The organism is Streptococcus huangxiaojuni (genome assembly GCF_040930515.1).
GTDB lineage: Bacteria > Bacillota > Bacilli > Lactobacillales > Streptococcaceae > Streptococcus > Streptococcus huangxiaojuni.
In genome coordinates this window covers 1-19481 of record NZ_JBFQEG010000024.1, presented here as the reverse complement: position 1 = coordinate 19481, position 19481 = coordinate 1, and the positions used below count along the sequence as shown (strand labels likewise).

Annotated in this window: 18 protein-coding genes; 4 read left to right on the top strand and 14 right to left on the bottom strand. The window is 41.6% G+C overall.

What is annotated here, in order from left to right; translation table 11 throughout:
* Positions 1 to 609: 609 nt before the first annotated feature.
* The 4 genes from AB3329_RS10195 to hemW all read right to left on the bottom strand — a co-directional run bounded on the left by AB3329_RS10195 (position 610) and on the right by hemW (position 4339).
* Positions 610 to 1260 carry a TIGR01906 family membrane protein gene (locus tag AB3329_RS10195; RefSeq protein ID WP_368395969.1) on the bottom strand — a complete coding sequence of 217 codons (651 nt, stop codon included), beginning with the start codon at positions 1258 to 1260 and terminating at the stop codon, positions 610 to 612.
* Positions 1250 to 2023: a TIGR01457 family HAD-type hydrolase gene (locus AB3329_RS10190; protein ID WP_368395978.1), complete on the bottom strand. Its 774-nt coding sequence runs from the start codon at positions 2021 to 2023 to the stop codon at positions 1250 to 1252. Before AB3329_RS10190 ends, AB3329_RS10195 begins: the two co-directional genes overlap by 11 nt.
* 433 nt (positions 2024 to 2456) lie before the next feature.
* Positions 2457 to 3206, bottom strand: coding sequence for an acyl-ACP thioesterase domain-containing protein (locus AB3329_RS10185; protein ID WP_368395967.1), 750 nt, complete (start codon positions 3204 to 3206; stop codon positions 2457 to 2459).
* 2 nt (positions 3207 to 3208) lie between these two features.
* Entirely contained in the window at positions 3209 to 4339 is a 1131-nt protein-coding gene (gene hemW, locus AB3329_RS10180) for a radical SAM family heme chaperone HemW (RefSeq protein WP_368395965.1), read from the bottom strand.
* Between the two features lie 122 nt (positions 4340 to 4461).
* Between hemW and AB3329_RS10175 the strand changes: the two genes are divergently transcribed.
* Positions 4462 to 5061, top strand: coding sequence for a TetR/AcrR family transcriptional regulator (locus AB3329_RS10175; RefSeq protein WP_368395964.1), 600 nt, complete (start codon positions 4462 to 4464; stop codon positions 5059 to 5061).
* On the top strand, positions 5058 to 5621 hold the full coding sequence (locus AB3329_RS10170; protein WP_368395962.1) for an NAD(P)H-dependent oxidoreductase: 564 nt from the start codon (positions 5058 to 5060) through the stop codon (positions 5619 to 5621). Before AB3329_RS10175 ends, AB3329_RS10170 begins: the two co-directional genes overlap by 4 nt.
* Before the next feature lie 124 nt (positions 5622 to 5745).
* Here the strand turns inward: AB3329_RS10170 and glmM are convergent, their stop codons facing one another.
* Genes glmM through cdaA form a run of 3 tightly spaced genes read right to left on the bottom strand, consistent with a single transcriptional unit; the run spans position 5746 to position 8960 of the window.
* On the bottom strand, positions 5746 to 7098 hold the full coding sequence (gene glmM, locus AB3329_RS10165) for a phosphoglucosamine mutase (RefSeq protein WP_368395961.1): 1353 nt from the start codon (positions 7096 to 7098) through the stop codon (positions 5746 to 5748).
* 54 nt (positions 7099 to 7152) lie between these two features.
* Positions 7153 to 8109 carry a CdaR family protein gene (locus AB3329_RS10160; protein ID WP_368395959.1) on the bottom strand — a complete coding sequence of 319 codons (957 nt, stop codon included), beginning with the start codon at positions 8107 to 8109 and terminating at the stop codon, positions 7153 to 7155.
* Positions 8106 to 8960 (bottom strand): diadenylate cyclase CdaA, encoded by an 855-nt coding sequence (cdaA, locus tag AB3329_RS10155; protein WP_368395957.1) that lies wholly within the window; start codon positions 8958 to 8960, stop codon positions 8106 to 8108. Before cdaA ends, AB3329_RS10160 begins: the two co-directional genes overlap by 4 nt.
* 96 nt (positions 8961 to 9056) lie before the next feature.
* Between cdaA and murT the strand changes: the two genes are divergently transcribed.
* Positions 9057 to 10400: a lipid II isoglutaminyl synthase subunit MurT gene (gene murT / locus AB3329_RS10150; RefSeq protein WP_368395955.1), complete on the top strand. Its 1344-nt coding sequence runs from the start codon at positions 9057 to 9059 to the stop codon at positions 10398 to 10400.
* Entirely contained in the window at positions 10400 to 11185 is a 786-nt protein-coding gene (gatD, locus tag AB3329_RS10145; protein ID WP_368395954.1) for a lipid II isoglutaminyl synthase subunit GatD, read from the top strand. Before murT ends, gatD begins: the two co-directional genes overlap by 1 nt.
* A 1056-nt stretch (positions 11186 to 12241) precedes the next feature.
* Here the strand turns inward: gatD and AB3329_RS10140 are convergent.
* The 7 genes from AB3329_RS10140 to lpdA all read right to left on the bottom strand — a co-directional run bounded on the left by AB3329_RS10140 (position 12242) and on the right by lpdA (position 19064).
* The gene (locus AB3329_RS10140; RefSeq protein WP_368395953.1) at positions 12242 to 13108 is read right to left on the bottom strand and encodes an FAD-dependent oxidoreductase; all 867 of its coding nucleotides are present in this window, start codon (positions 13106 to 13108) and stop codon (positions 12242 to 12244) included.
* On the bottom strand, positions 13101 to 13427 hold the full coding sequence (locus AB3329_RS10135; RefSeq protein WP_368395952.1) for a hypothetical protein: 327 nt from the start codon (positions 13425 to 13427) through the stop codon (positions 13101 to 13103). Before AB3329_RS10135 ends, AB3329_RS10140 begins: the two co-directional genes overlap by 8 nt.
* A gap of 156 nt (positions 13428 to 13583) precedes the next feature.
* Positions 13584 to 13904: a class Ib ribonucleoside-diphosphate reductase assembly flavoprotein NrdI gene (locus AB3329_RS10130; RefSeq protein ID WP_368395950.1), complete on the bottom strand. Its 321-nt coding sequence runs from the start codon at positions 13902 to 13904 to the stop codon at positions 13584 to 13586.
* A 35-nt stretch (positions 13905 to 13939) separates the two neighbouring features.
* The gene (locus tag AB3329_RS10125) at positions 13940 to 14407 is read right to left on the bottom strand and encodes a MarR family winged helix-turn-helix transcriptional regulator (protein WP_368395948.1); all 468 of its coding nucleotides are present in this window, start codon (positions 14405 to 14407) and stop codon (positions 13940 to 13942) included.
* Positions 14408 to 14592: 185 nt separating this feature from the next.
* A complete protein-coding gene (locus tag AB3329_RS10120) occupies positions 14593 to 15783 on the bottom strand; it encodes a hypothetical protein (protein ID WP_368395947.1) in 1191 nt (396 codons plus the stop codon).
* 271 nt (positions 15784 to 16054) lie between these two features.
* Positions 16055 to 17047, bottom strand: coding sequence for a lipoate--protein ligase (gene lplA, locus AB3329_RS10115; RefSeq protein ID WP_368395946.1), 993 nt, complete (start codon positions 17045 to 17047; stop codon positions 16055 to 16057).
* A gap of 265 nt (positions 17048 to 17312) precedes the next feature.
* Complete coding sequence (lpdA, locus tag AB3329_RS10110) at positions 17313 to 19064, bottom strand: dihydrolipoyl dehydrogenase (protein WP_368395945.1); 1752 nt, start codon at positions 19062 to 19064, stop codon at positions 17313 to 17315.
* Between the last annotated feature and the right edge of the window lie 417 nt (positions 19065 to 19481).

Below are 19481 nucleotides of genomic sequence, written 5' to 3'. Positions count from 1 at the left end.
AAAAGAATTTATCTTTTGAGTTAAAATATGGTTTATCCATAATTTAGTAATGCGCACCGATTCGGTGCTTTTTTATTAGGCTTATAATTTGATTAAGCCTTGAACTATATCTTATATTTTACTCTTCCTCTCCAAAAAAGCAAGCGTTTGCAAAAATAATTTCGTTTTTATCATAATTTTATCTACACATTAGGTTAGTTTAAAAATTTAGGGTGATGGTGTAACAGTTCAAATCCAGCCGTAAAACTGGCTGGAAGCCCAAAAACTAAAAGCAACGGTTTTCAACCGTTGCTTTTGGCATAATAAAAATAGGCTTAGCTGCATCTAAGGGATAGACAATAAAGGGCTTGCGCTGCGTATGTTTCTGTAAAGATTTAATCCTGTCCTGTCAGATACTGAGAGCGCGGATAAATCATTAGTAACGGCCGGATTTTGGCTTGTTTTAACTCAAAAGCCAGCCCCAGAAAAAGGGTAGGAAGAAGGCGATAAAACCGCAGATAATGAAAATGGTTTTGATTCTTTTATTTGCCATAAAGCTTGACTTTATCCAGAAAACAACAGCAAATAGCCAAGATAAGGCAAAAAGCAACCAATAGTACCAAGCGATAGTCATTGTGTCTCCTTTCTCTGTCTGCGCTGTGCCATCTGCCTTCTGCTTATTCCTACTAAACTGATCATCAAGGCTTCATAGAGAGCCAAGAAGAGCAAAAAGCAATGCATAAAGAAATCTTGCGGCAATATCCAAATCACAGGATCTGTGGCCGGATTGAAAAGCCAGGAAGAATCTCCTGGGAACAGAATTTGGTGAAAAAGTGTAAAGAAATGGTCAAAGCCAATAAGAAGGGCGAAAACAGCCGCAACAAGCGGCAGAGCAGCTGCACCCATAAACAGTTTCTCAAATAAAAAGAGAGAGTTTTCTTTCCTTGTCTGTCTGAAAAAACGCCAGCTCGGTAAAAGCAAAATAATAAAAAGAGCCTGTGCGGTGTGAAACAAAAGCTTTACATCATGGAAATGCTTGAGTCCGCTTTTGGAAGACGAAAAAGCAGGCAAATGTAAATGCATTTTCAGCGGATTGGTTAAGTAGCTCAGCAAAATATTAAAATTGTAAACGATTGTTTTTTGACTGAGATAAACAGTATTTTCTAAATCCAGCCAGTTTGCTTCTAATGGATAGAAAAGCCAAGCCAGATAAATAGTTATTAAAACAGCCAACGCTAAAAGCCAAAGCCAGGTGCTTAAAAACCATATTTTATTTTTCATTGAAATTCCATTCGTCTAAGCTGGCCAACACATAATCAGGTTTGACAGGGAGCCCTGCTAGGTCTTCTGCCTTAGTAAAACCGGTTGTGACAAGCAGCGTTGCGATATCATTTTGGATACCGGCCATTATATCGGTTAAGTAATTGTCACCGACCATAATCGCTTCATGACGCTTAACTCCCAAAATATCCAGAGATTTATTCATGATAATGGCATTTGGTTTGCCGATAAAAACGGGTTGCACACGTGTAGCAGCTTCCAAAAGTTTGCTGATTGCTCCTGCTCCTGGCAGAAGGCCGCGTTCTGTCGGAATATTTAAGTCCGGATTTGTTCCAATAAAAACTGCTCCTTTTTGGATAGCCAAAGTTGCTACTGTCAGCTTTTCATAAGTCAGTTCACTGTCTAACCCAACAACGACGTAAGCAGGATTCTCCTTATCTTCAGTGTAACCTGCCTGACTGATAGCTGTTTGAAGCCCCGCTTCTCCAATAACATAGACTGTCTTTCCGCGGTTCATATCATTCATATAGTCAATGGTTGCCATAGTAGCCGTATAGATAGTATGCAGCGGAGTTTCCACATGAAACTGCTCAGCCAGCATCTTCTGCACCATTTCAGGCGTCCGGGTGGTATTGTTAGTGACAAGAACGTAAGGGAGCTTTCTTTCTTGAAGTCTGCTAATAAAACGCTCTCCTGCAGGAATCCGATCCTTGCCTTTATAAATCGTTCCGTCCAGATCAATCAGGTAGCCTTTATAAGTCATCATTTTCAGTCCTTTTCAAATTAATAACAGTCTGCCATTTTTGTCTATGAGCTATCTGTTTCTTCTTTGTTTTAGCTTCAAATAATTTCGGTAAATTATTTAATCCAAAGTATCACTGGCAGCAGTCTCAAATTTTTTAGTAAAATGGCTGATAGAACCAAGCAACTGTGCTTGTCTTCAGTCTAAATGCAGCTCAAAGGGCATCAAACCACGATTTTTCATCTTGATTAGCCCCAGAGCAAGGAATTCGTCCCATTTGCTCCTTTTTACCCCTGAAATTAGTAAGTCATCTGCCTTTTGAGAACGTTTGACAGTCTGTATCACGGATCCGATATATTACGGATAAGACAGGGACAGCCTAAACCAAAGTATTTAATATCGCCTCAGCTCAGTTAACAGGTGCTTAATACTGCGATTCTGCCAGCCAGTTTAGCTATTTTTCTGCAGTCTGATCTGCCTTATTTCTCCATTCTATTTTGGCCTGAGCACGGACAGTGCCGGCGCTGGTAATTTCGTGTTTACTGATTAAGCCTTCTCTTTCGACACGGGAGAGGATATCATTGCCGTAGTGGACTTCTTTAACAAATTTCAGATTCACTTTTTGCGGGATATGCTGACGCAGAAAATCAACTTCCATGACATCATACATCCATTCTAAATACTTACTGTTATTAACATGGCCATTTAAATCAAGGTCAAAATAACGCACGCGGTAAAGCGTTTCTTCAGCTGCTTCTAGCGGGTTGTATTTTGGACCGCGCCACATCTTTTTAACCTTTTCTGACCCATAGACGGTTACTATCTCTTCAATAACGGGATGAACCTTGCGCGTTTGGTAGTCCATCAGAACAAAGGTCGAATGAATGGTCATGATTTTGCGGCCATCTTCTGCATAAATGTAAAAATCGCGGTAGCAAAACAGCTTATTATAGGCCAGCGCCTCTGTTTCAATCACAATTTTTTCCGCGTATTTGGGAAGGCGTTCAATCTCCAGTTCGTACTCTGTAATGATCCACACCAAATGATAGCGCTGAAAAATAAAGTCATCGCTGACACCCAAACTCAGTGACTGTTTGCCCGAAACATGCAAAGCCAAAGACAAAAGGGCAGGTAGCTTGATATTTTGATTCACATCACTTTCATAAAAGGGTACTTGATAGTTTTCTCGATATAATAATCCCATGATTACTCCAAAATAAATTTTTCTGCAACAGTGTCTCCAAGAAAAAGGCCTTTTTTCGTCATACGGACAGTTCCCTTATCAAGAACTAGAAGTCCTGCAGCAATTAATTCTTCTACAATTTTACCATAATAGCGGTCAAATGGTTCAGCGAATTTTTCCTCGAATGTTTTTATGGAAACACCTGTTTTTTTCCGCAGACCAAGAAAGAGTTCTTCTTCCATCATTTCTTTTTTAGTCAGAACTTCTTCCTCTAACCTTGGATTGCCTGCGGCAACACCTTTGAGATAGTGCTGAATCGGACCGCGATTGCGATAGCGAATGCCATCAAGATAACCCGACGCACCGGCTCCGCAGCCATAATATTCTACATTTGCCCAGTACATCAGGTTATGGCGGCTCTCAAAACCAGGCTTAGTAAAATTCGAAATTTCATAATGCTCAAAGCCGTTTGCTTCCATTTCAGAGATGATGTAGTCAAACATTTCAGCTTCCAAATCTTCACCCGGCAGATTAAGTTTGCCGCGCCGCATTTTATTCATAAAAACTGTATGGTGCTCTAAAATCAGGCTGTAAAGGCTGAGATGAGGAACGTCGAGTGCCAAAGCTTTTGCCACATTTTCCTCAACATCTGCCAAGGTTTGACCGGGAAGGGCATAAATCAGATCAATGGAGATATTATCAAATCCGGCTGCCTTTAAACTGTCAATACTGTCGTAAATTTGTGCTTCATTATGACCACGTCCGATCTGCTTAAGCTGCCGATTATTAAAAGTCTGCACACCTAAGGAAATTCGATTAACAGCTGAATGTTTGAGCACCTCGATTTTCTCGGGACTTAAATCACCGGGATTAGCTTCGATTGTAAATTCGTCCAGCCTTCCCAAATCAAGATACCTTACCAGATTGGTTAGAAGCCAGTCCAGCTGCTCTGCCGAAATGGCTGTAGGCGTGCCGCCTCCTATATAGAGTGTCTGCAGCTCCCTGATATCATAGCTTTCATACTCACGAATAAGAGCCTGCAGATAAGCATCAACAGGCTGGTTTTTGATAAAAACTTTTGAAAAATCACAATAATAGCAAATTTGTGTACAGAAGGGTATGTGGATATAAGCTGAGGTCGGTTTTTTTTGCATATCTTTATTTTACCACTTTTCAGTTAAAAAGGCGGCCGTAAATTATTGACAAAAAAATAAAGACAGTGTATACTAAACACAAAAGTATACACTGTCTACTTTTTTGTGCGAAAGGAGGTATCATGAAACGCCACACAGCTGAGCTTAAAGAAAAACTTATCCAGACTGGGGTTGAGGAAATAAAAAAACACGGAATTGATAAGCTGTCGCTTCGGAATGTTGCGAAGATTTGCGGTGTGACACACGGTACGCCATATAAGCATTTCGGCAGCAAGGAAGGCTATCTTAGAATTATCTTTGAGAGACTGTCACATATCTGTAGTCAGGAGCTGCAAAATGATATTATCCCGACTGAACCGGCCAGACTGCAGATAGCTAAAATGGGATACAATTTTGTTACTTTTGCCCAAGCCTATCCTTATATTTTCGAAGCTCTCTTTATCAAATACCCCTTCAACTATCTGAAAATTAAAGACGAGACCGTTACTGCAGACAGGGATTTACCGGGCTTTAACGACTTTAAAGCGATTGTCTTGCAGCTGCGTCAGGAAGAAAGTTTAGCAGGGAGTGAAGCAGAGAATCTCTTTCACTTCTGGAGCTTCATTTCCGGTTTTGCTATTTTGATTAACAGCCCAATCGGTGATAATTTTAACCAACAAACTATTCGGGAAAATATTGGCAGCATGTTAACAACTTATATAAAAGGAGGAAAATCATCATGAATTGTTTAATCGTTTACGCACATCCCAACCCCAAAAGCTTCAATGCTGCTGTTTTACAAACAGTGACAGATAACTTGTCCGCAACACACACAGTCCAACTGATAGATTTATATGCTGATGATTTTGATCCTGTTCTGCGTTTTGATGACGACCATAAAAGACGTGATTTGACTTCTGATCCTGCCACAAAGAGATATCGGGATTTGGTGACTTGGGCTGATCAGTTCATTTTTATCTTTCCTATCTGGTGGAGCGGCATGCCTGCAATGATGAAAGGTTTTATCGATCGGGTTTTTGTTGCTGGTTTTGCTTATCACAATACCAATACTGGGCTTAAAGGCCATCTTAACGGCAGGGCATGGATCATCACAACACATAATACACCGGCCTTTATCACCCCATTTGCTCAAGATTATGGTAAAGTTTTAAAAGGGCAGATTTTAAAAAGCTGCGGCATTCGGCCGGTTAAAATCAGTCAGTTAACTGGGATTGAAAAAATCAGCGACCAAGAGCGCCAAAAGAAACTGGCAAGGATAGCTCAGACTGCTAAAACGATTTGAACCATTTGAAAATACCTAAAACGGACTTAGCCTAAAGCTAAGTCCGTTCTTCCTATTTATCGGTATAGTATGACATCATATGAATTACAGCAATTTTCGCCTACCAATACCGGCTGCTAAGTACTTACTTGATACCAATTTCTGCTTGAACTACTTCTGCGATAGTATCAACATAATAAGCGACTTGTTCGTCTGTCGGAGCTTCTGCCATCACGCGCAGTAGCGGCTCTGTTCCGCTTGGTCTGACCAGAATCCGGCCGTTGCCCCCCATCTCTGCTTCCATTTTTTCTATAACAGCAGCAATAGCAGGCACTTCTGTCGCTTTTTCCTTCATTTTGTTATCGACACGGATATTGACAAGTTTTTGCGGATAGATGGTCACTTCTGCAGCTAGTTCAGATAATTTTTTACCTGTCTCCCGCATGACTTTTGTCAACTGAATAGCCGTCAGCTGACCATCACCGGTTGTGTTGTAATCCATAATAATCACATGGCCTGACTGTTCACCGCCAAGATTATAGCCTGATTTACGCATTTCTTCTACAACATAACGGTCACCCACCGCTGTAATCACTTTATTGATTCCTTGGCTGTCCAGAGCTTTATGGAAGCCCAGATTAGACATAACTGTTGTCACAATGGTATTTTGAACCAGCTCACCTTTTTCTGAGAGATATTTGCCGATAATATACATGACCTTATCGCCGTCAACAATCTGACCGTTCTCGTCGATTGCTATAAGGCGGTCGCTGTCTCCATCAAAAGCCAGACCAACATCAGCACCAGTTTCCTGAACCGTTTGCTGAAGCTGCTTAGGATGTGTTGATCCGATACCGTCATTGATATTGAGGCCGTCTGGTTTTTCCCCGATTACTGTAATATCAGCATTTAAATCGAGAAAAATATCTCTAGCTGTCACAGCAGCAGCTCCATTGGCAGTATCCAGAGCTACTTTCATACCGGCTAAGTCACTGCCTGTTGAAATCAGAAATTTTTCATACTTGCGCAGTCCTTCCGGATAGTCGACTACTCTTCCCAGTCCCTGAGCTGACGGACGCGGCAGAAGATCGGTTTCAGCTTCTAAAAGTGCCTCAATTTCCAGCTCACGGTCATCATCCAGCTTAAAACCGTCACTTCCAAAAAACTTGATACCGTTATCCAAGGCCGGGTTATGGCTGGCGGAAATCATGACACCCGCACTGGCTTTTTCGGTACGCACAAGATAAGACACGCCCGGTGTCGCCAAAACGCCTAACTTGTAGACTTCTATCCCAACAGACAGCAAGCCTGCAACAAGGGCGGATTCCAACATTTCACCCGATATTCGAGTATCGCGTGCAACAAAAACACGCGGACGGTCTGCTTCGTGCTGGCTGAGAACATAGCCGCCGAAACGTCCGAGTTTAAAAGCTAATTCCGGTGTTAATTCCACATTAGCTTCACCGCGTACACCGTCTGTGCCAAAGTATTTTCCCATAATTTTTCAGCGAATTTTTCGCTTCCTCCATTCAATAGTCTTTGTTATTATCTATTATTTTTTCTTTGTTGTCAACTCAACAGTAACCGCCGAAGGCTCGACAGTGACATTATCAGCAGACAGATTGAGCGTCTTGCTGGTATCCTTGGTTACACCAGAAATATCAATCTCAGCTACAACCTGATCAACAGCATCCAAAGCTTCCTGAGTTCCCGAAATCGTTACTGTATCTTGACTTAGTTTATAATCAACGGACTCTAAATTACTGGCCAAAGTCCCTGTGGTTTTAACTGTAAGCGGCACTGTTTTGGTTAATTTTTTAACATTAACTGTCAAAGTAGCCTTAGCCGGCTCAATAACACTGGCCAAAATTTTTCCGTCTGAAGCAACTGCTTGCAGCGTAACTCTGCCGCTGTAATCACTGTCCAGCACCTCATCTTCCGGGAGACGGGCAATGACATGGTCAACCTGTTCGATTGTGGTTTCGTCGCTGGTCACCTCTACTTCTGCCAGATTAACGGAAACTTTTTTCAGCGCATAGCCTGCAGCAAATTGATTAGATTCAACCTGACCCTGAACAGGAAAGGTTTTTGTCTTTTTCTTACCGATGGTTACCGAGATATTTTCCGGTAAAACTGTGGCCGTCATTCCGGAAGGCAGGTCGGTCACCTGCAGGGGAGCGGTTGTTGTTCCTGTTGAAAGTCCGGTTAAATCAGCCACTACTTTGAAATTTCTTGTATCACTATTGATTTCAGAGTCTAATTTAACGCGGTTGGTTGAGGTTAAATAGACCTCTGCCTCGTAGGAATAACCGCTGATGAAGTACTGATCGCTGTCATATTTGATATCGATCGGAACATCAGACAGGGTGTGCGTATAGGTTTCCGCAAGACCTGCAGTCTGGGTACCGGAACTGTTATACTGACTGGCGGCAGCTGTTAAAAAAAGGAGAATAGAGAGAAAAACGGAGACAAGTGCCAGCCAGACATGGCTGTTAAAAAGCTTTTTCATCTTTTTTTCCTCCTTCTTAATAACCGTTTATACCACGTTTTTTGTTCGTCCTGCTCAACCATGAATTGGGTTCGCAGAACAGCCGCAAAATTGTCCAAACTTAAATCATGCAGAAACTCCCCTTTTGCAGCAACTGATATGGCACCTGTTTCTTCAGAAACAATGACTGTCAGGGCATCAGAATGCTCGGATAAGCCGATTGCTGCCCGGTGGCGTGTTCCGAATTCTTTTGAAATGGCTGTTGATTCAGACAAAGGGAGATAGGCACAGGATACAGCAATTTTATTTCCCCTGATAATTACCGCTCCATCATGAAGCGGTGTGTTGGGAATAAAAATATTGATTAACAATTGGCTGGAAATATCTGCATCCAGCGGTATCCCAGTCAAAATATATTCCTGCAGAGTCTGCGCTCTTTCAATAGAAATCAGGGCTCCGATTTTACGGGGACTCATATAGGCGGCAGCCCCGACTAAGGCCTCGATCATTTTCTCTTCATCGCTGAGCTGCTGCTTCTGCAGAAAGACCTGTGTCGTCCGTCCGAATCTCTCCAAGCCTGAACGAATTTCCGGAGCGAAAATAACAACTGCGGCAATCACACCGTAAGTGATAACCTGGTTCATCAAGTAGGTAATTGTTGTAAAGCCGATCCACTCTGCAACAAATCTAAAGACAACGAAAAGTAAAACTCCCTGGACCAGGGACATAATTTTGGTGCCGGCCAAAGCCTTAATAAATTTGTAAATCAGCCAAGCCACAATTAGAATATCCAAGACATGAATGACAAAAAGCCAGGGGCTTTCAAACAGGCTCGCCCAAAACTTAGCGTCAATAGATGTTAAATGACTCATACGTTTATCTCTTTCTTTTAATATGCATTTCTATTATAACACGATATGCTGAGATTTTCTGTATCAACAAATACTATTTTGTGATAAAATGAAATTATGAAGTTAAATACTATTATGGGAATAACGGCTGGTCGGGCAGCCAATTTTATTTTGAAAAAATTAGGACGCGGTTCAACTTTTCCCGGTCGTCTGGCTCTTAAATTTGATAAGCACATTTTAGATACTATTGCTAAAGATTACGAGATTGTTGTCATAACCGGTACTAACGGCAAAACACTGACGACTGCACTGACTGTTGGTATTTTAAAAGAGGCTTTTGGCAGTATCGTAACCAATCCAAGCGGTGCCAACATGATTTCAGGGATTGTTTCGACCTTTTTAACCGCTAAAGCGCATACCGGTGCCAAAAAAATAGCTGTATTAGAGATTGACGAAGCCAGCTTGGCTAAAGTGACACAGTACATCACGCCCAGTCTTTTTGTATTTACTAATATTTTTCGGGATCAGATGGATCGTTATGGGGAAATTTACACAACCTATCAGATGATTTTATCTGGCGCTGCAAAGGCTCCTCAGGCTACAATACTGGCTAATGGAGACAGTCCGCTCTTTAACTCTCAGGAGCTGATTAATCCTGTTAAATACTACGGTTTTGCTACAAAAACACACTCACCTCAGCTGGCTCATTATAATACCGAAGGAGTGCTCTGCCCGAATTGTCAGCATATTTTGAAGTACAAGCTCAATACCTATGCTAATTTAGGCGATTATATCTGTGAAAACTGCGGTTTCCGGCGGCCCGAACTGGATTATAAACTGACTGAACTGCCGGCAGTTACCAATACCAGCTCTGAATTTATCATTGACGGCCAGATTTATTCAGTCAATGTGGGCGGTCTTTATAATGTATACAACGCTTTAGCTGCCGTTTCTGTAGCGGAATTTTTCGGTATTGAACCAGATCAGATTAAATCCGGTTTCAATAAAAGCCGGGCAGTATTTGGCCGGCAGGAAACGTTCAAAATCGGTGACAAGTCTTGTACCCTTGTTCTTATAAAAAATCCGGTCGGAGCCAGTCAGGCTCTTGAAATGATTGAGCTGGCTCCTTATCCCTTCACACTTTCTGTTCTGCTAAATGCTAATTATGCAGACGGTATCGATACCAGCTGGATTTGGGACGCAGACTTTGAGCGCATTGTGAAAATGCCAATTCCGCAAATTTTTGCCGGCGGTGTCCGGCATTCAGAAATCGCCAGACGGCTGCGAGTCACCGGCTATGCCGAGGACAGTATCACAGAAGCTCCTCAGCTGACCGATATTATAACACTTATTGAAGAACAGGACTGTCAGCATGCCTATATTTTAGCAACTTATACGGCGATGCTGGAATTCCGCGAACTATTGGCCAACCGACATGCTGTAAGAAAGGAGATGGACTGATGACCTACACTTCTCTGCAGTCTCCTGATGACAAGGAATATCTTTATGAACTTAGGCTTGCCCATCTTTACGGTAACCTTCTCAACACTTACGGAGATAACGGCAATGTTCTCATGCTCAAATATGTTGCTGAAAAATTAGGCGCTAAGATGACTGTCGATATCATCTCTTTAGGGGATGACTTCACAGCCGATGAATATGATTTAGCTTTCTTTGGTGGCGGTCAGGATTATGAACAGGCTATTGTCGCTCACGATTTACCGTCCAAGAAAGAGTCTATCAGCCGCTTCATTCACAATGACGGCGTGATGCTGGCAATTTGCGGTGGCTTTCAACTGTTGGGACAGTATTATATACAAGCTGACGGCCGAAAAATAGACGGTTTAGGAATAATGGGGCACTATACGCTTAATCAGGATAATAACCGCTATATCGGTGATATCAAAATTTATAATGACGAGTTTGATGAAACCTATTACGGTTTTGAAAACCATCAAGGACGCACTTTTCTGGCCGATGATGAAAAACCGCTTGGCATGTGTATCTACGGCAAGGGCAATAATCACGAAGACGGTACTGAAGGGATGCATTATAAGAATGTTTTCGGCAGTTATTTTCACGGTCCCCTTCTGTCGCGCAATGCAAACTTGGCTTACCGCCTTGTGACCACTGCGCTGAAAAATAAATACGGTCAAGACATCGATCTGCCGTCTTATGATACTGTTTTGGCTAAAGAAGTCCCTGAAGAATATGCTGACATCAAAAACAAAGCTGACTTCGAATAATTATTATAGTAAGATACAAAGCCCGTATAAAACGCAAAGTAAAAATAGGAGACTGACCGCTGAGTCACTAAAGACTCAAGGGAAGTCTATCTTTTTTACACAGCGTTTAGGGCGTGTTCAATTCATAAGATACAAAGCCCGTATAAAACGCAAAAGGAAAATAGGGGACTGACTGACGAATCGACAAATTCTAAGTCAGGACATCTTTTTCCCGCAGCGTTTAGGGCGTGTTCAGTTACACTAAGATACAAAGCCCGTATAAAACGCAAAGTAAAAATAAGAGACTGACTGACGAATCGCCAGATTCTAAGTCAGGACATCTTTTTCCCGCAGCGTTTAGGGCGTGTTCAATTCATAAGATACAAAGCCCGTATAAAACGCAAAAGGAAAATAGGGGACTGACTGACGAATCGACAAATTCTAAGTCAGGACATCTTTTTCCCGCAGCGTTTAGGGCGTGTTCAGTTACACTAAGATACAAAGCCCGTATAAAACGCAAAGTAAAAATAAGAGACTGACTGACGAATCGCCAGATTCTAAGTCAGGACATCTTTTTCCCGCAGCGTTTAGGGCGTGTTCAATTCATAAGATACAAAGCCCGTATAAAACGCAAAAGGAAAATAGGGGACTGACTGACGAATCGACAAATTCTAAGTCAGGACATCTTTTTCCCGCAGCGTTTAGGGCGTGTTCAGTTACACCAAGATACAAAGCCCGTATAAAACGCAAAGTGGAAATGACGGTAAGCCAGAAATCTTCGATTTCGTCGGCGCACCTCTGCCAGGACGACTAGAAGGGTGCGGTCGGCCGCTAGGACGATAAAGCCTTCAGACGTCTACGGCTGGCTAATTACAAGACAAAATCTCAGACTATAAAGTTCCCTCACTCTTCAATTTTTGGGTTCGGGCTGACATCTTTTTACTGTTACCATATCAAAAAAACTTCTGTTTTAATTTTAACTAAACAGAAGTTTTTTGGTTTTAAGAATTGTAGAAAGTCTATAGCTGGTAATTGAGCTTGTAAGGGAACAGCTTAGCTAAGAGGCAGTATTTCCCTTTACTCCGCTTTTAATAGTGGTGCTAATGTAGACCAAAGCATGTAGGTTTGGGTAGGAAAAGACATGATTAGGCTATTTAAATCCTTAGCAGTCATCCTCTTCTCAATAATTGGCGCTAACCAGTCTAACCATGCTCCGACCTGACTTGAAATAGCTCCTGCTCCTACTAGATAGGATTCATTGTCAAAAATCAAAGCCAACTCTGAATCTAATTCATGATTATTGACCCAATCATTTAGTTTGCCCCAAGGAATCTCAACCAACTTATATTTATCTGGGTTGGCCTTTGCTTGGGCAATAGTAACCCCTACTTGTCCGATTCGAGGAAGAGTAAATACCAGATTTGGTATAACTGGGTATTGAATTTCAGGACCTTGAGGATTTAGGATATCACGCCCAATATAGTTCGATTCAAATTCTGCAGTTGGTGTCAGCTTAGGAATTGTTTTGTCTACAACATCACCTGAAGCATAAATATTTGGCACAGATGTCCGCATATGGTTATCAACCTTAATTCCGCGGGGACTGGCCTCAATCCCCAATTCTTCTAAGCCTATATTCTCAATGTTTGACACACGGCCCGTTGCGTCCAAGACAAAATCACCGACTGCGCTTGTGCCACCTTTAGTTGATACGCGCAGGCCACCTTCTACTTCTTCAACTGACGAGACTGCTTGTCCAAAATGAAAGGCTGCGCCTTGTGATTCGAATTTATCCACAATCACTTGAACATATTTTTCAGGGTAAGCCAGCAATGGACGGTCCGCATATTCAAAGAAAGTAACTTTTTTACCTGCTAACAAAGCCATCGAAGCAAATTCCATTCCAATGATCCCTGCTCCAATCACTATCATATGTTCAGGCAACCTGTCTAAATCTAAAAATTCCGTACTGCGCAGCTGCTCCAGTTTGGAAACCAGCGAGAGTCTGCCTCTTGTGAGCCATAAGCCGCTCCCAGTCAATATGCACCTCTGCTTTAAGACCTAAGTCTTGATAGTTGAGCAGGCCGTCTAAAAGCTCAAATGGCCCATCTAAAAGAATTTTCGCATCGCATCCATAGTTAGTACAAACTCCGCCGATTTTGTCAGCTTCAACCATGGCCACCTTTTTCCCTGCTGCCGCAAGAATGCGGGCTCCGTGATTATTAGCATGACCACTTCCGATAAAGATTACATCATAGTCCATATTGGTATCCTCAATTTCTAATGAGCTTATTCGCTGCTAATTTTCTCAATTTACTGCTTGTCTTTAGCTTAAGCTTACAGTTGTGTTTTCTTCTAGTAGTTTGACAAGGCTTCCCTAATCTGCTTAATATCCTCAGCCGTCCCGGAACCATTTACCTTAGCAAGCACCGGAACCATTTACCTTAGCAAGCACCGGAACATGGTAGGCCTCACTAATTTTATCTGCTGCAAAATTAAATGTTTCCGCATGTTTTTCCAGACTCCCGCTTCCTACTACAGCCTTAACGCCAGAGTTGGCCTCTAGGAAGGTCCTAACAGGCTTTGGAACAGCACCCTTTCCTGTTGAATAAGTAAAAATCACATAATCGCCTTCTACCCTTTCGGTACCATCTGTAATCTTAAGACTATCAGTCCAGTTAAGAGATTTAACAATCTTTTCCACATTACCGCTGCGTGTTGCATATACGATTCTAACCATTTAAACAACTCCTTTATTTTCATATTTTAACAACATTACACTTTACTTTTTCGTCTATTTTGAAAAACAGTCATCATCTGATGAAGCAACTGATTCAGTTCTTCTTTTTGCTCAATCTCAGAAAACAATTGCCTCATGCCCTCAGGAAATTCTTGAGCCTCTTTTTGCATGGCTTTTCCTGTTTCCGTCAGTGTGACCACTACATCTCTCGCATCTTTTTTTGATCTTTCTTTAGTGACTAAACCTTTTTCTTCGAGCTTTTTCAAAACAGGCGTTAATGTTCCGCTATCGAGAAACAGTCTTTCTTTTAGATGCTTTGTCAATGCTTGATGCTCTTCCCACAGCACCGTCATTGTCACATACTGTGTATAGGTGAGATTAAGCTTTGAAAGAAAGGGATCATAAGAACTGATAAACTCACGCGAACAGACATAAAGCGAAAAGCAAAGGTGATTATCCAGTGTAAAAGAAGAACTCCAATCATCATCTTTTTTCCCAGCCATAACTTTCCTCCTTTTTAAACCAATTTTGCTAAATCGATTTAACAAAATTAGTTTACCAAATCTATTTTGATAAAACAACAATTCTGTTTATTTTTTCTTTATTGTCTTCAAAAGTATTACTGAGATAAAAAATAACATGCAGCAGCAAAGAGCCGTGCATGTTATTTTTTAGCTATAATATTAACCTACTGCAGACGGGAAAGAAGATTTTTTAAATTAACTTGGGAGTATCTTTTCGCATGTCTGCTTTTACTCTCTTCTTCAATGGCAAAATAGTTGAAAAGCAGACAGGTAAATATCAGACAGCTAACCCCATAATCTTCAATCATGGCCGTTAAAAAAGCAGAAATAATAAGAATGGCATGATAAAGCTTAAAACGCCTTCCCAGCGTCTGCAAGGCGATTAAAACAGGGAAAAGGCAATAGAGAAGCAAACCTTGGCGCAGAAGCGAGTCGACATAAAAATTTTCATTGAAAATCGTCGCTCCATTAGCATAATGCAAGGAATCAATGCTTCTAGGAAAAAGGGAGAGACCGTATTCCTCCAAATAGGTATGAGCATTGCTGAGACGACTGGAAAAAATACGGTTGAAAAAGGTCAAAACAGCAGAATTTGGACTGTAGACAGCAGATAAGAGCAGACCTAAGAGAAAAATAGTCAGAATGGCAATAAATAAATCACGGCCCAAAATTTCGTAGTCATTTAGGGGGTGGTAAAGTACCGTACAAAACAGAATCAGCAAACCAGCAATAAATCCGGTTCTTGAGTCAGTAACGGCATACAGCATCATGACTGCTAAGGCAAAGATTAGAGCCTCTAAAAAACGAAATGGTTTTTTTCTAATCAAAGATAAATCCAAGAAAATACTCGTCATAAACATACTTAAAGAATTAGGATGACCAAAACCGTATGAATGACGGACAAGCTCCTTAGCCGGCCGGAAAAGAGTCACATCAGGAATTTTCCCATTGATATAAAGCAAAAAGACAGCTAAGGCTAAAAACAGTTTAGCATATAAAACAAAAGAGACGAAATCTTCCTGCTTAGGGTCAACCGAAACAGAAAGCAGAAAGAAAGAAAGCACGGAGAAATCTGAGACAAAAGTCTGAAGATAGGCTTGATGGGGCATAAGAAGAGCAAAAAGCCCCGCACTTATCAAGGCTAAAACACTTTGCCGCGACCAGCCGTGCAGGTAGGTGTGCCAAACAAAAACAGCCACATTCAGCAGCAAAGCCATGACTGTAACGATGATATAATCAGCATCTACCAGATAACGTTTGATAAAGTAAGCATAAATAGAAAACATAAAAGCAACAGTATAAACAATCTGATAGGTTTCTTTGTGCCGTAAAAAATTAAAGGTCATATATTTCATTAGTTATCTCTCCCAAAACTATCACACTTCAATCATATCATAAAAAGAAAAGCTAAGCAAAAGGAGAAAAAATAAAAGCTGCTGGATATTGCTGCTGCAGTTCTAACTTTGAGGCTTGCTTTTTTCGAAAGACTAAAACAAAAGAAAAAGAGAATGGACTTTTGTCTCAGTCTCATTTCTCTTTTAATGAAGGAATGCAGAATTTTTTCACTGGAATTTTACTATATTCTGTAAAAAATGATATCCTGTTTTCTGATTGTTTCGAGAGCATTTAGGCTACAATTGCTTTAGCGACTTCTTCTTCAGTCATTCCTGCAAAATAGTCAGTGATTGTGACAGTCTGAAGTTTGGCTAGAACAGTCTGATAGTCATAGCGTAAACCAACCAGTAATTTTTCAATATCGGCTGCATCTTTGACACCGAAGAAATCACCATACAGTTTGACACTCTTGATAAGGGACTGATCAACATCAGCATAGGTCGAAATCTTACCTGCTGGGTAGCGTACAGCACGTGAAATCGTATACTGCGGTGATTTCCCGAAAGTCCACTCCCAAGTCCCAAATTGTTCAGCAGTTGATTTCTTAATTGCAGCTAATTCGGATTCTGAAAGCTTGTATTCTGTCATATCGGGATAAGTCTCTTTCATTTGGCTAAGAAGAGCGTCACTGAACTCTTGGACAGTCATTTTTTCCGGCAGTTCATCTAAAATATTGGTCACACGCGCTCTAACAGATTTGACTCCTTTGGACTCAATCTTATCTTTGCTGACTTTCAGCGCATTACCCAGTACGGTCATATCAACATCAAATAAGAGACAGCCATGGTGCATCATGCGTCCTTTATAATAAGCTTGAGCATTGCCGCAGAATTTCTTGCCATCAATTTCAAGATCATTACGGCCTGTAAAATCAGCCTTAACCCCCAATTTAGCCAAGGTATCAATGACAGGCTTGGAAAAAGTCTTGAAGTCAAAGGCTCCCTCTTCACCTGATTTAGAAGAAATAATAGTGTAATTAAGGTTATTGAGATCATGGTAAACAGCTCCGCCGCCGGACAAGCGGCGTACAATTTGGATACCGTGCTTGTCTGTATAGTCTTTATTAATTTCCTCAATAGCGTTTTGATGACGGCCGATAATGATGGCTGGTTTGTTAATCCAAAGAATAAAAATTTCTTCTTCATCCATTAGTTCTTTAAAAGCATAGGCTTCCAGAGCAACATTGAAAGCCGGATCATGACTTGTATTAACAATATATTTCATAGTTTCTCCAAAAAGCAAGAGTCCGGGAAAAGTTCCAGACTTCGTTGATAGGTTAAAATTAGTAAAAAGGCGACATAGGACATCAACCCTTAAATCTTGTAAGGGCCGGTCAAAGCTCCAGCGGCATACTGCAAAAGCAGGTGATGCCACTGGGAACAAGAAAATGATAGCCCTGACAGCGACTTACTGTTTATTTGCTTTGACAGCTTGCTGAACTAATCAAATGTCTAAAACAGCCTGTTTGCAGATAATATTTTTTTATGACTTAGCGACGTTTAGGCGGATTATGGATTGCTTCACCCAGCACATCCATAATAGCTTCGTACATGTTTTCTGAAAAAGTAGGGTGGCCGTGAATAGATTGTGCGACATCATCTACTGTTAATTCGGCTTCCATGATTGTTGACGCTTCGTTAGCCAATTCTGCTGCTGCCGGACCAATGATATGAATTCCTAAAATTTCATGGTATTTAGGATCAGCAATCACTTTAACAAAGCCTTGTGCTTCACCGGAAGCGATAGCCCGACCGTTACCTGCAAAATTGGAACGGCCGACCAAGACATTGCCATACTGTTCACGGGCCTGTTCTTCTGTTATTCCGACCATAGCTACTTCCGGATGCGTGTAAACAGCTGCCGGTGTGTATTTGAGATTTGCTTTGCGGACATTGCCGGAAAGAGCATTTTCAGCAGCAACTTCCCCCATTCTGTAAGCAGCATGGGCCAGCATCTTTCGGCCATTAACGTCTCCCGGAGCATAGATACCGGCAATAGATGTTTCTTGATAATCATTCACCTTGATACGATTGCCATCCATCTCAAGATTAAGATTTTCCAAGCCATTCATCTGCGGAATACGTCCGATTGAGAGCAAAGCTTTTTCAGCAACCACTTCCGACCCGTCATTTAATTTCAGAGTCAGCTGGTTATTGGCTTCAATAATTTCAGAAACACCGACTGATGTTTTAATGTTCATGCCTTTTTTAGCCAGAATTTTTTGCAGCTCCAATGATACTTCCTTATCCATAGCCGGAATAATGCGGTCAGCCATTTCAATAACGGTCACCTCAACACCATAAGAAGCCCAAACCAAGCCCAGCTCAATACCAACGACACCGCCGCCCATAACTGCGAGTGATTTTGGTATTTCTTTCAAATCAAGGATATCATCAGATGTCAGCACAAGCCGAGAATCAATGCCTGGAATATTGATACGGGAAACTTTAGAACCTGTCGCCAAAACAACACTGCGGCCTTTTATTGTTGTGCTGCCGATTGAAACAGTCTTATCAGGATTAACCTGACCGAGTCCGTTAAACATAGTGACTTTGTTGGCTTTCAGAAGACTGGCTACGCCGCTGGTCAATTTCTTAACCACTGCATTTTTAAAATCAATGGTTTTATCCATATCAATGGAGTAGTTGGTTGAAGCTAAATTAATCCCTCGTCCGGCTGCTTCTTTCAGGCCGTCAAGAATTTCAGCATTTTTCAAATAGGTTTTTGTAGGGATACAGCCGACATTCAGACAGGTTCCGCCATATTCTGACTTTTCAACAATGGCAACCTTACCGCCGAGCTGAGCACCGCGAATGGCAGCATAATAGCCGGCAGGTCCGCCTCCTACAACAATAATATCGTATTCATCATCAGCCAATGCCGTTTGTTTTGTCTGTGCTGGTTCAGCTGCTGCAGTTTCGGGGACTTCAAGTCCGGCTGCCTGCAAATCAGCAGCTGCCTGTTTTGCTTCAGCAGCAGAGCCTGCATCATCAACAACTTCACCTTCAGCGCCTATGTAGCCGATAACTTCTGTAACAGGAACCACTTCACCTGCTTTGCGGGTAATTTTCAAAAGAACACCTGATTCTTCAGCTTCCAATTCCATATTGGTTTTATCTGACATGATTTCCAAAAGGATATCACCTTCATTGACAGAATCGCCTTCCTGCTTTTTCCATTCGATGATTTCGCCCTCCTGCATGTCAACACCGAGTTTGGGCATAATAATTTCAACAGCCATAATTAAGATCCTGAGGACAGCTCAATTTAAAAATCTCTTTTCGTCCATCACGGTTTATAGCCAGTCTCTGACTTCTCGGAGGAGACGTCTGTGGCTTTTGCCCGCGGACAGCAAAGATGGAAAATAACTATTTAAAGCTACTTTTGATGAGCGGCCTTTCCTTTCTGTTTTTTATAATAAGATACAAAGCCCGTTAAGAAATCCGTATGAAAATAGGGACAGACGAGCGATGACTCGCATCGCGACGGATGTCATCTTTTCACTAGGATTTTAGGGCGTGTTCAACTAATAAGATACAAAGCCCGTTAAAAGAGCAAAGCAAAAATGGCGGTAAGCCAGAAATCTGTGATTTCGTCGGCGCACCCCTGCCAGAACGACTAGAAAGGTGCGGTCGACTGTTAAGGCGACAAAGCTTTC

What these genes read in the sequence shown, in the direction of transcription:
- AB3329_RS10195 (WP_368395969.1), bottom strand. Translation starts at nt 1,260, where the DNA reads ATGAAAAATAAAATATGGTTTTTAAGCACCTGGCTTTGGCTTTTAGCG.
- AB3329_RS10190 (WP_368395978.1), bottom strand. Translation starts at nt 2,023, where the DNA reads ATGACTTATAAAGGCTACCTGATTGATCTGGACGGAACGATTTATAAA.
- AB3329_RS10185 (WP_368395967.1), bottom strand. Translation starts at nt 3,206, where the DNA reads ATGGGATTATTATATCGAGAAAACTATCAAGTACCCTTTTATGAAAGT.
- hemW (WP_368395965.1), bottom strand. Translation starts at nt 4,339, where the DNA reads ATGCAAAAAAAACCGACCTCAGCTTATATCCACATACCCTTCTGTACA.
- AB3329_RS10175 (WP_368395964.1), top strand. Translation starts at nt 4,462, where the DNA reads ATGAAACGCCACACAGCTGAGCTTAAAGAAAAACTTATCCAGACTGGG.
- AB3329_RS10170 (WP_368395962.1), top strand. Translation starts at nt 5,058, where the DNA reads ATGAATTGTTTAATCGTTTACGCACATCCCAACCCCAAAAGCTTCAAT.
- glmM (WP_368395961.1), bottom strand. Translation starts at nt 7,098, where the DNA reads ATGGGAAAATACTTTGGCACAGACGGTGTACGCGGTGAAGCTAATGTG.
- AB3329_RS10160 (WP_368395959.1), bottom strand. Translation starts at nt 8,109, where the DNA reads ATGAAAAAGCTTTTTAACAGCCATGTCTGGCTGGCACTTGTCTCCGTT.
- cdaA (WP_368395957.1), bottom strand. Translation starts at nt 8,960, where the DNA reads ATGAGTCATTTAACATCTATTGACGCTAAGTTTTGGGCGAGCCTGTTT.
- murT (WP_368395955.1), top strand. Translation starts at nt 9,057, where the DNA reads ATGAAGTTAAATACTATTATGGGAATAACGGCTGGTCGGGCAGCCAAT.
- gatD (WP_368395954.1), top strand. Translation starts at nt 10,400, where the DNA reads ATGACCTACACTTCTCTGCAGTCTCCTGATGACAAGGAATATCTTTAT.
- AB3329_RS10135 (WP_368395952.1), bottom strand. Translation starts at nt 13,427, where the DNA reads ATGGACTATGATGTAATCTTTATCGGAAGTGGTCATGCTAATAATCAC.
- AB3329_RS10130 (WP_368395950.1), bottom strand. Translation starts at nt 13,904, where the DNA reads ATGGTTAGAATCGTATATGCAACACGCAGCGGTAATGTGGAAAAGATT.
- AB3329_RS10125 (WP_368395948.1), bottom strand. Translation starts at nt 14,407, where the DNA reads ATGGCTGGGAAAAAAGATGATGATTGGAGTTCTTCTTTTACACTGGAT.
- AB3329_RS10120 (WP_368395947.1), bottom strand. Translation starts at nt 15,783, where the DNA reads ATGAAATATATGACCTTTAATTTTTTACGGCACAAAGAAACCTATCAG.
- lplA (WP_368395946.1), bottom strand. Translation starts at nt 17,047, where the DNA reads ATGAAATATATTGTTAATACAAGTCATGATCCGGCTTTCAATGTTGCT.
- lpdA (WP_368395945.1), bottom strand. Translation starts at nt 19,064, where the DNA reads ATGGCTGTTGAAATTATTATGCCCAAACTCGGTGTTGACATGCAGGAG.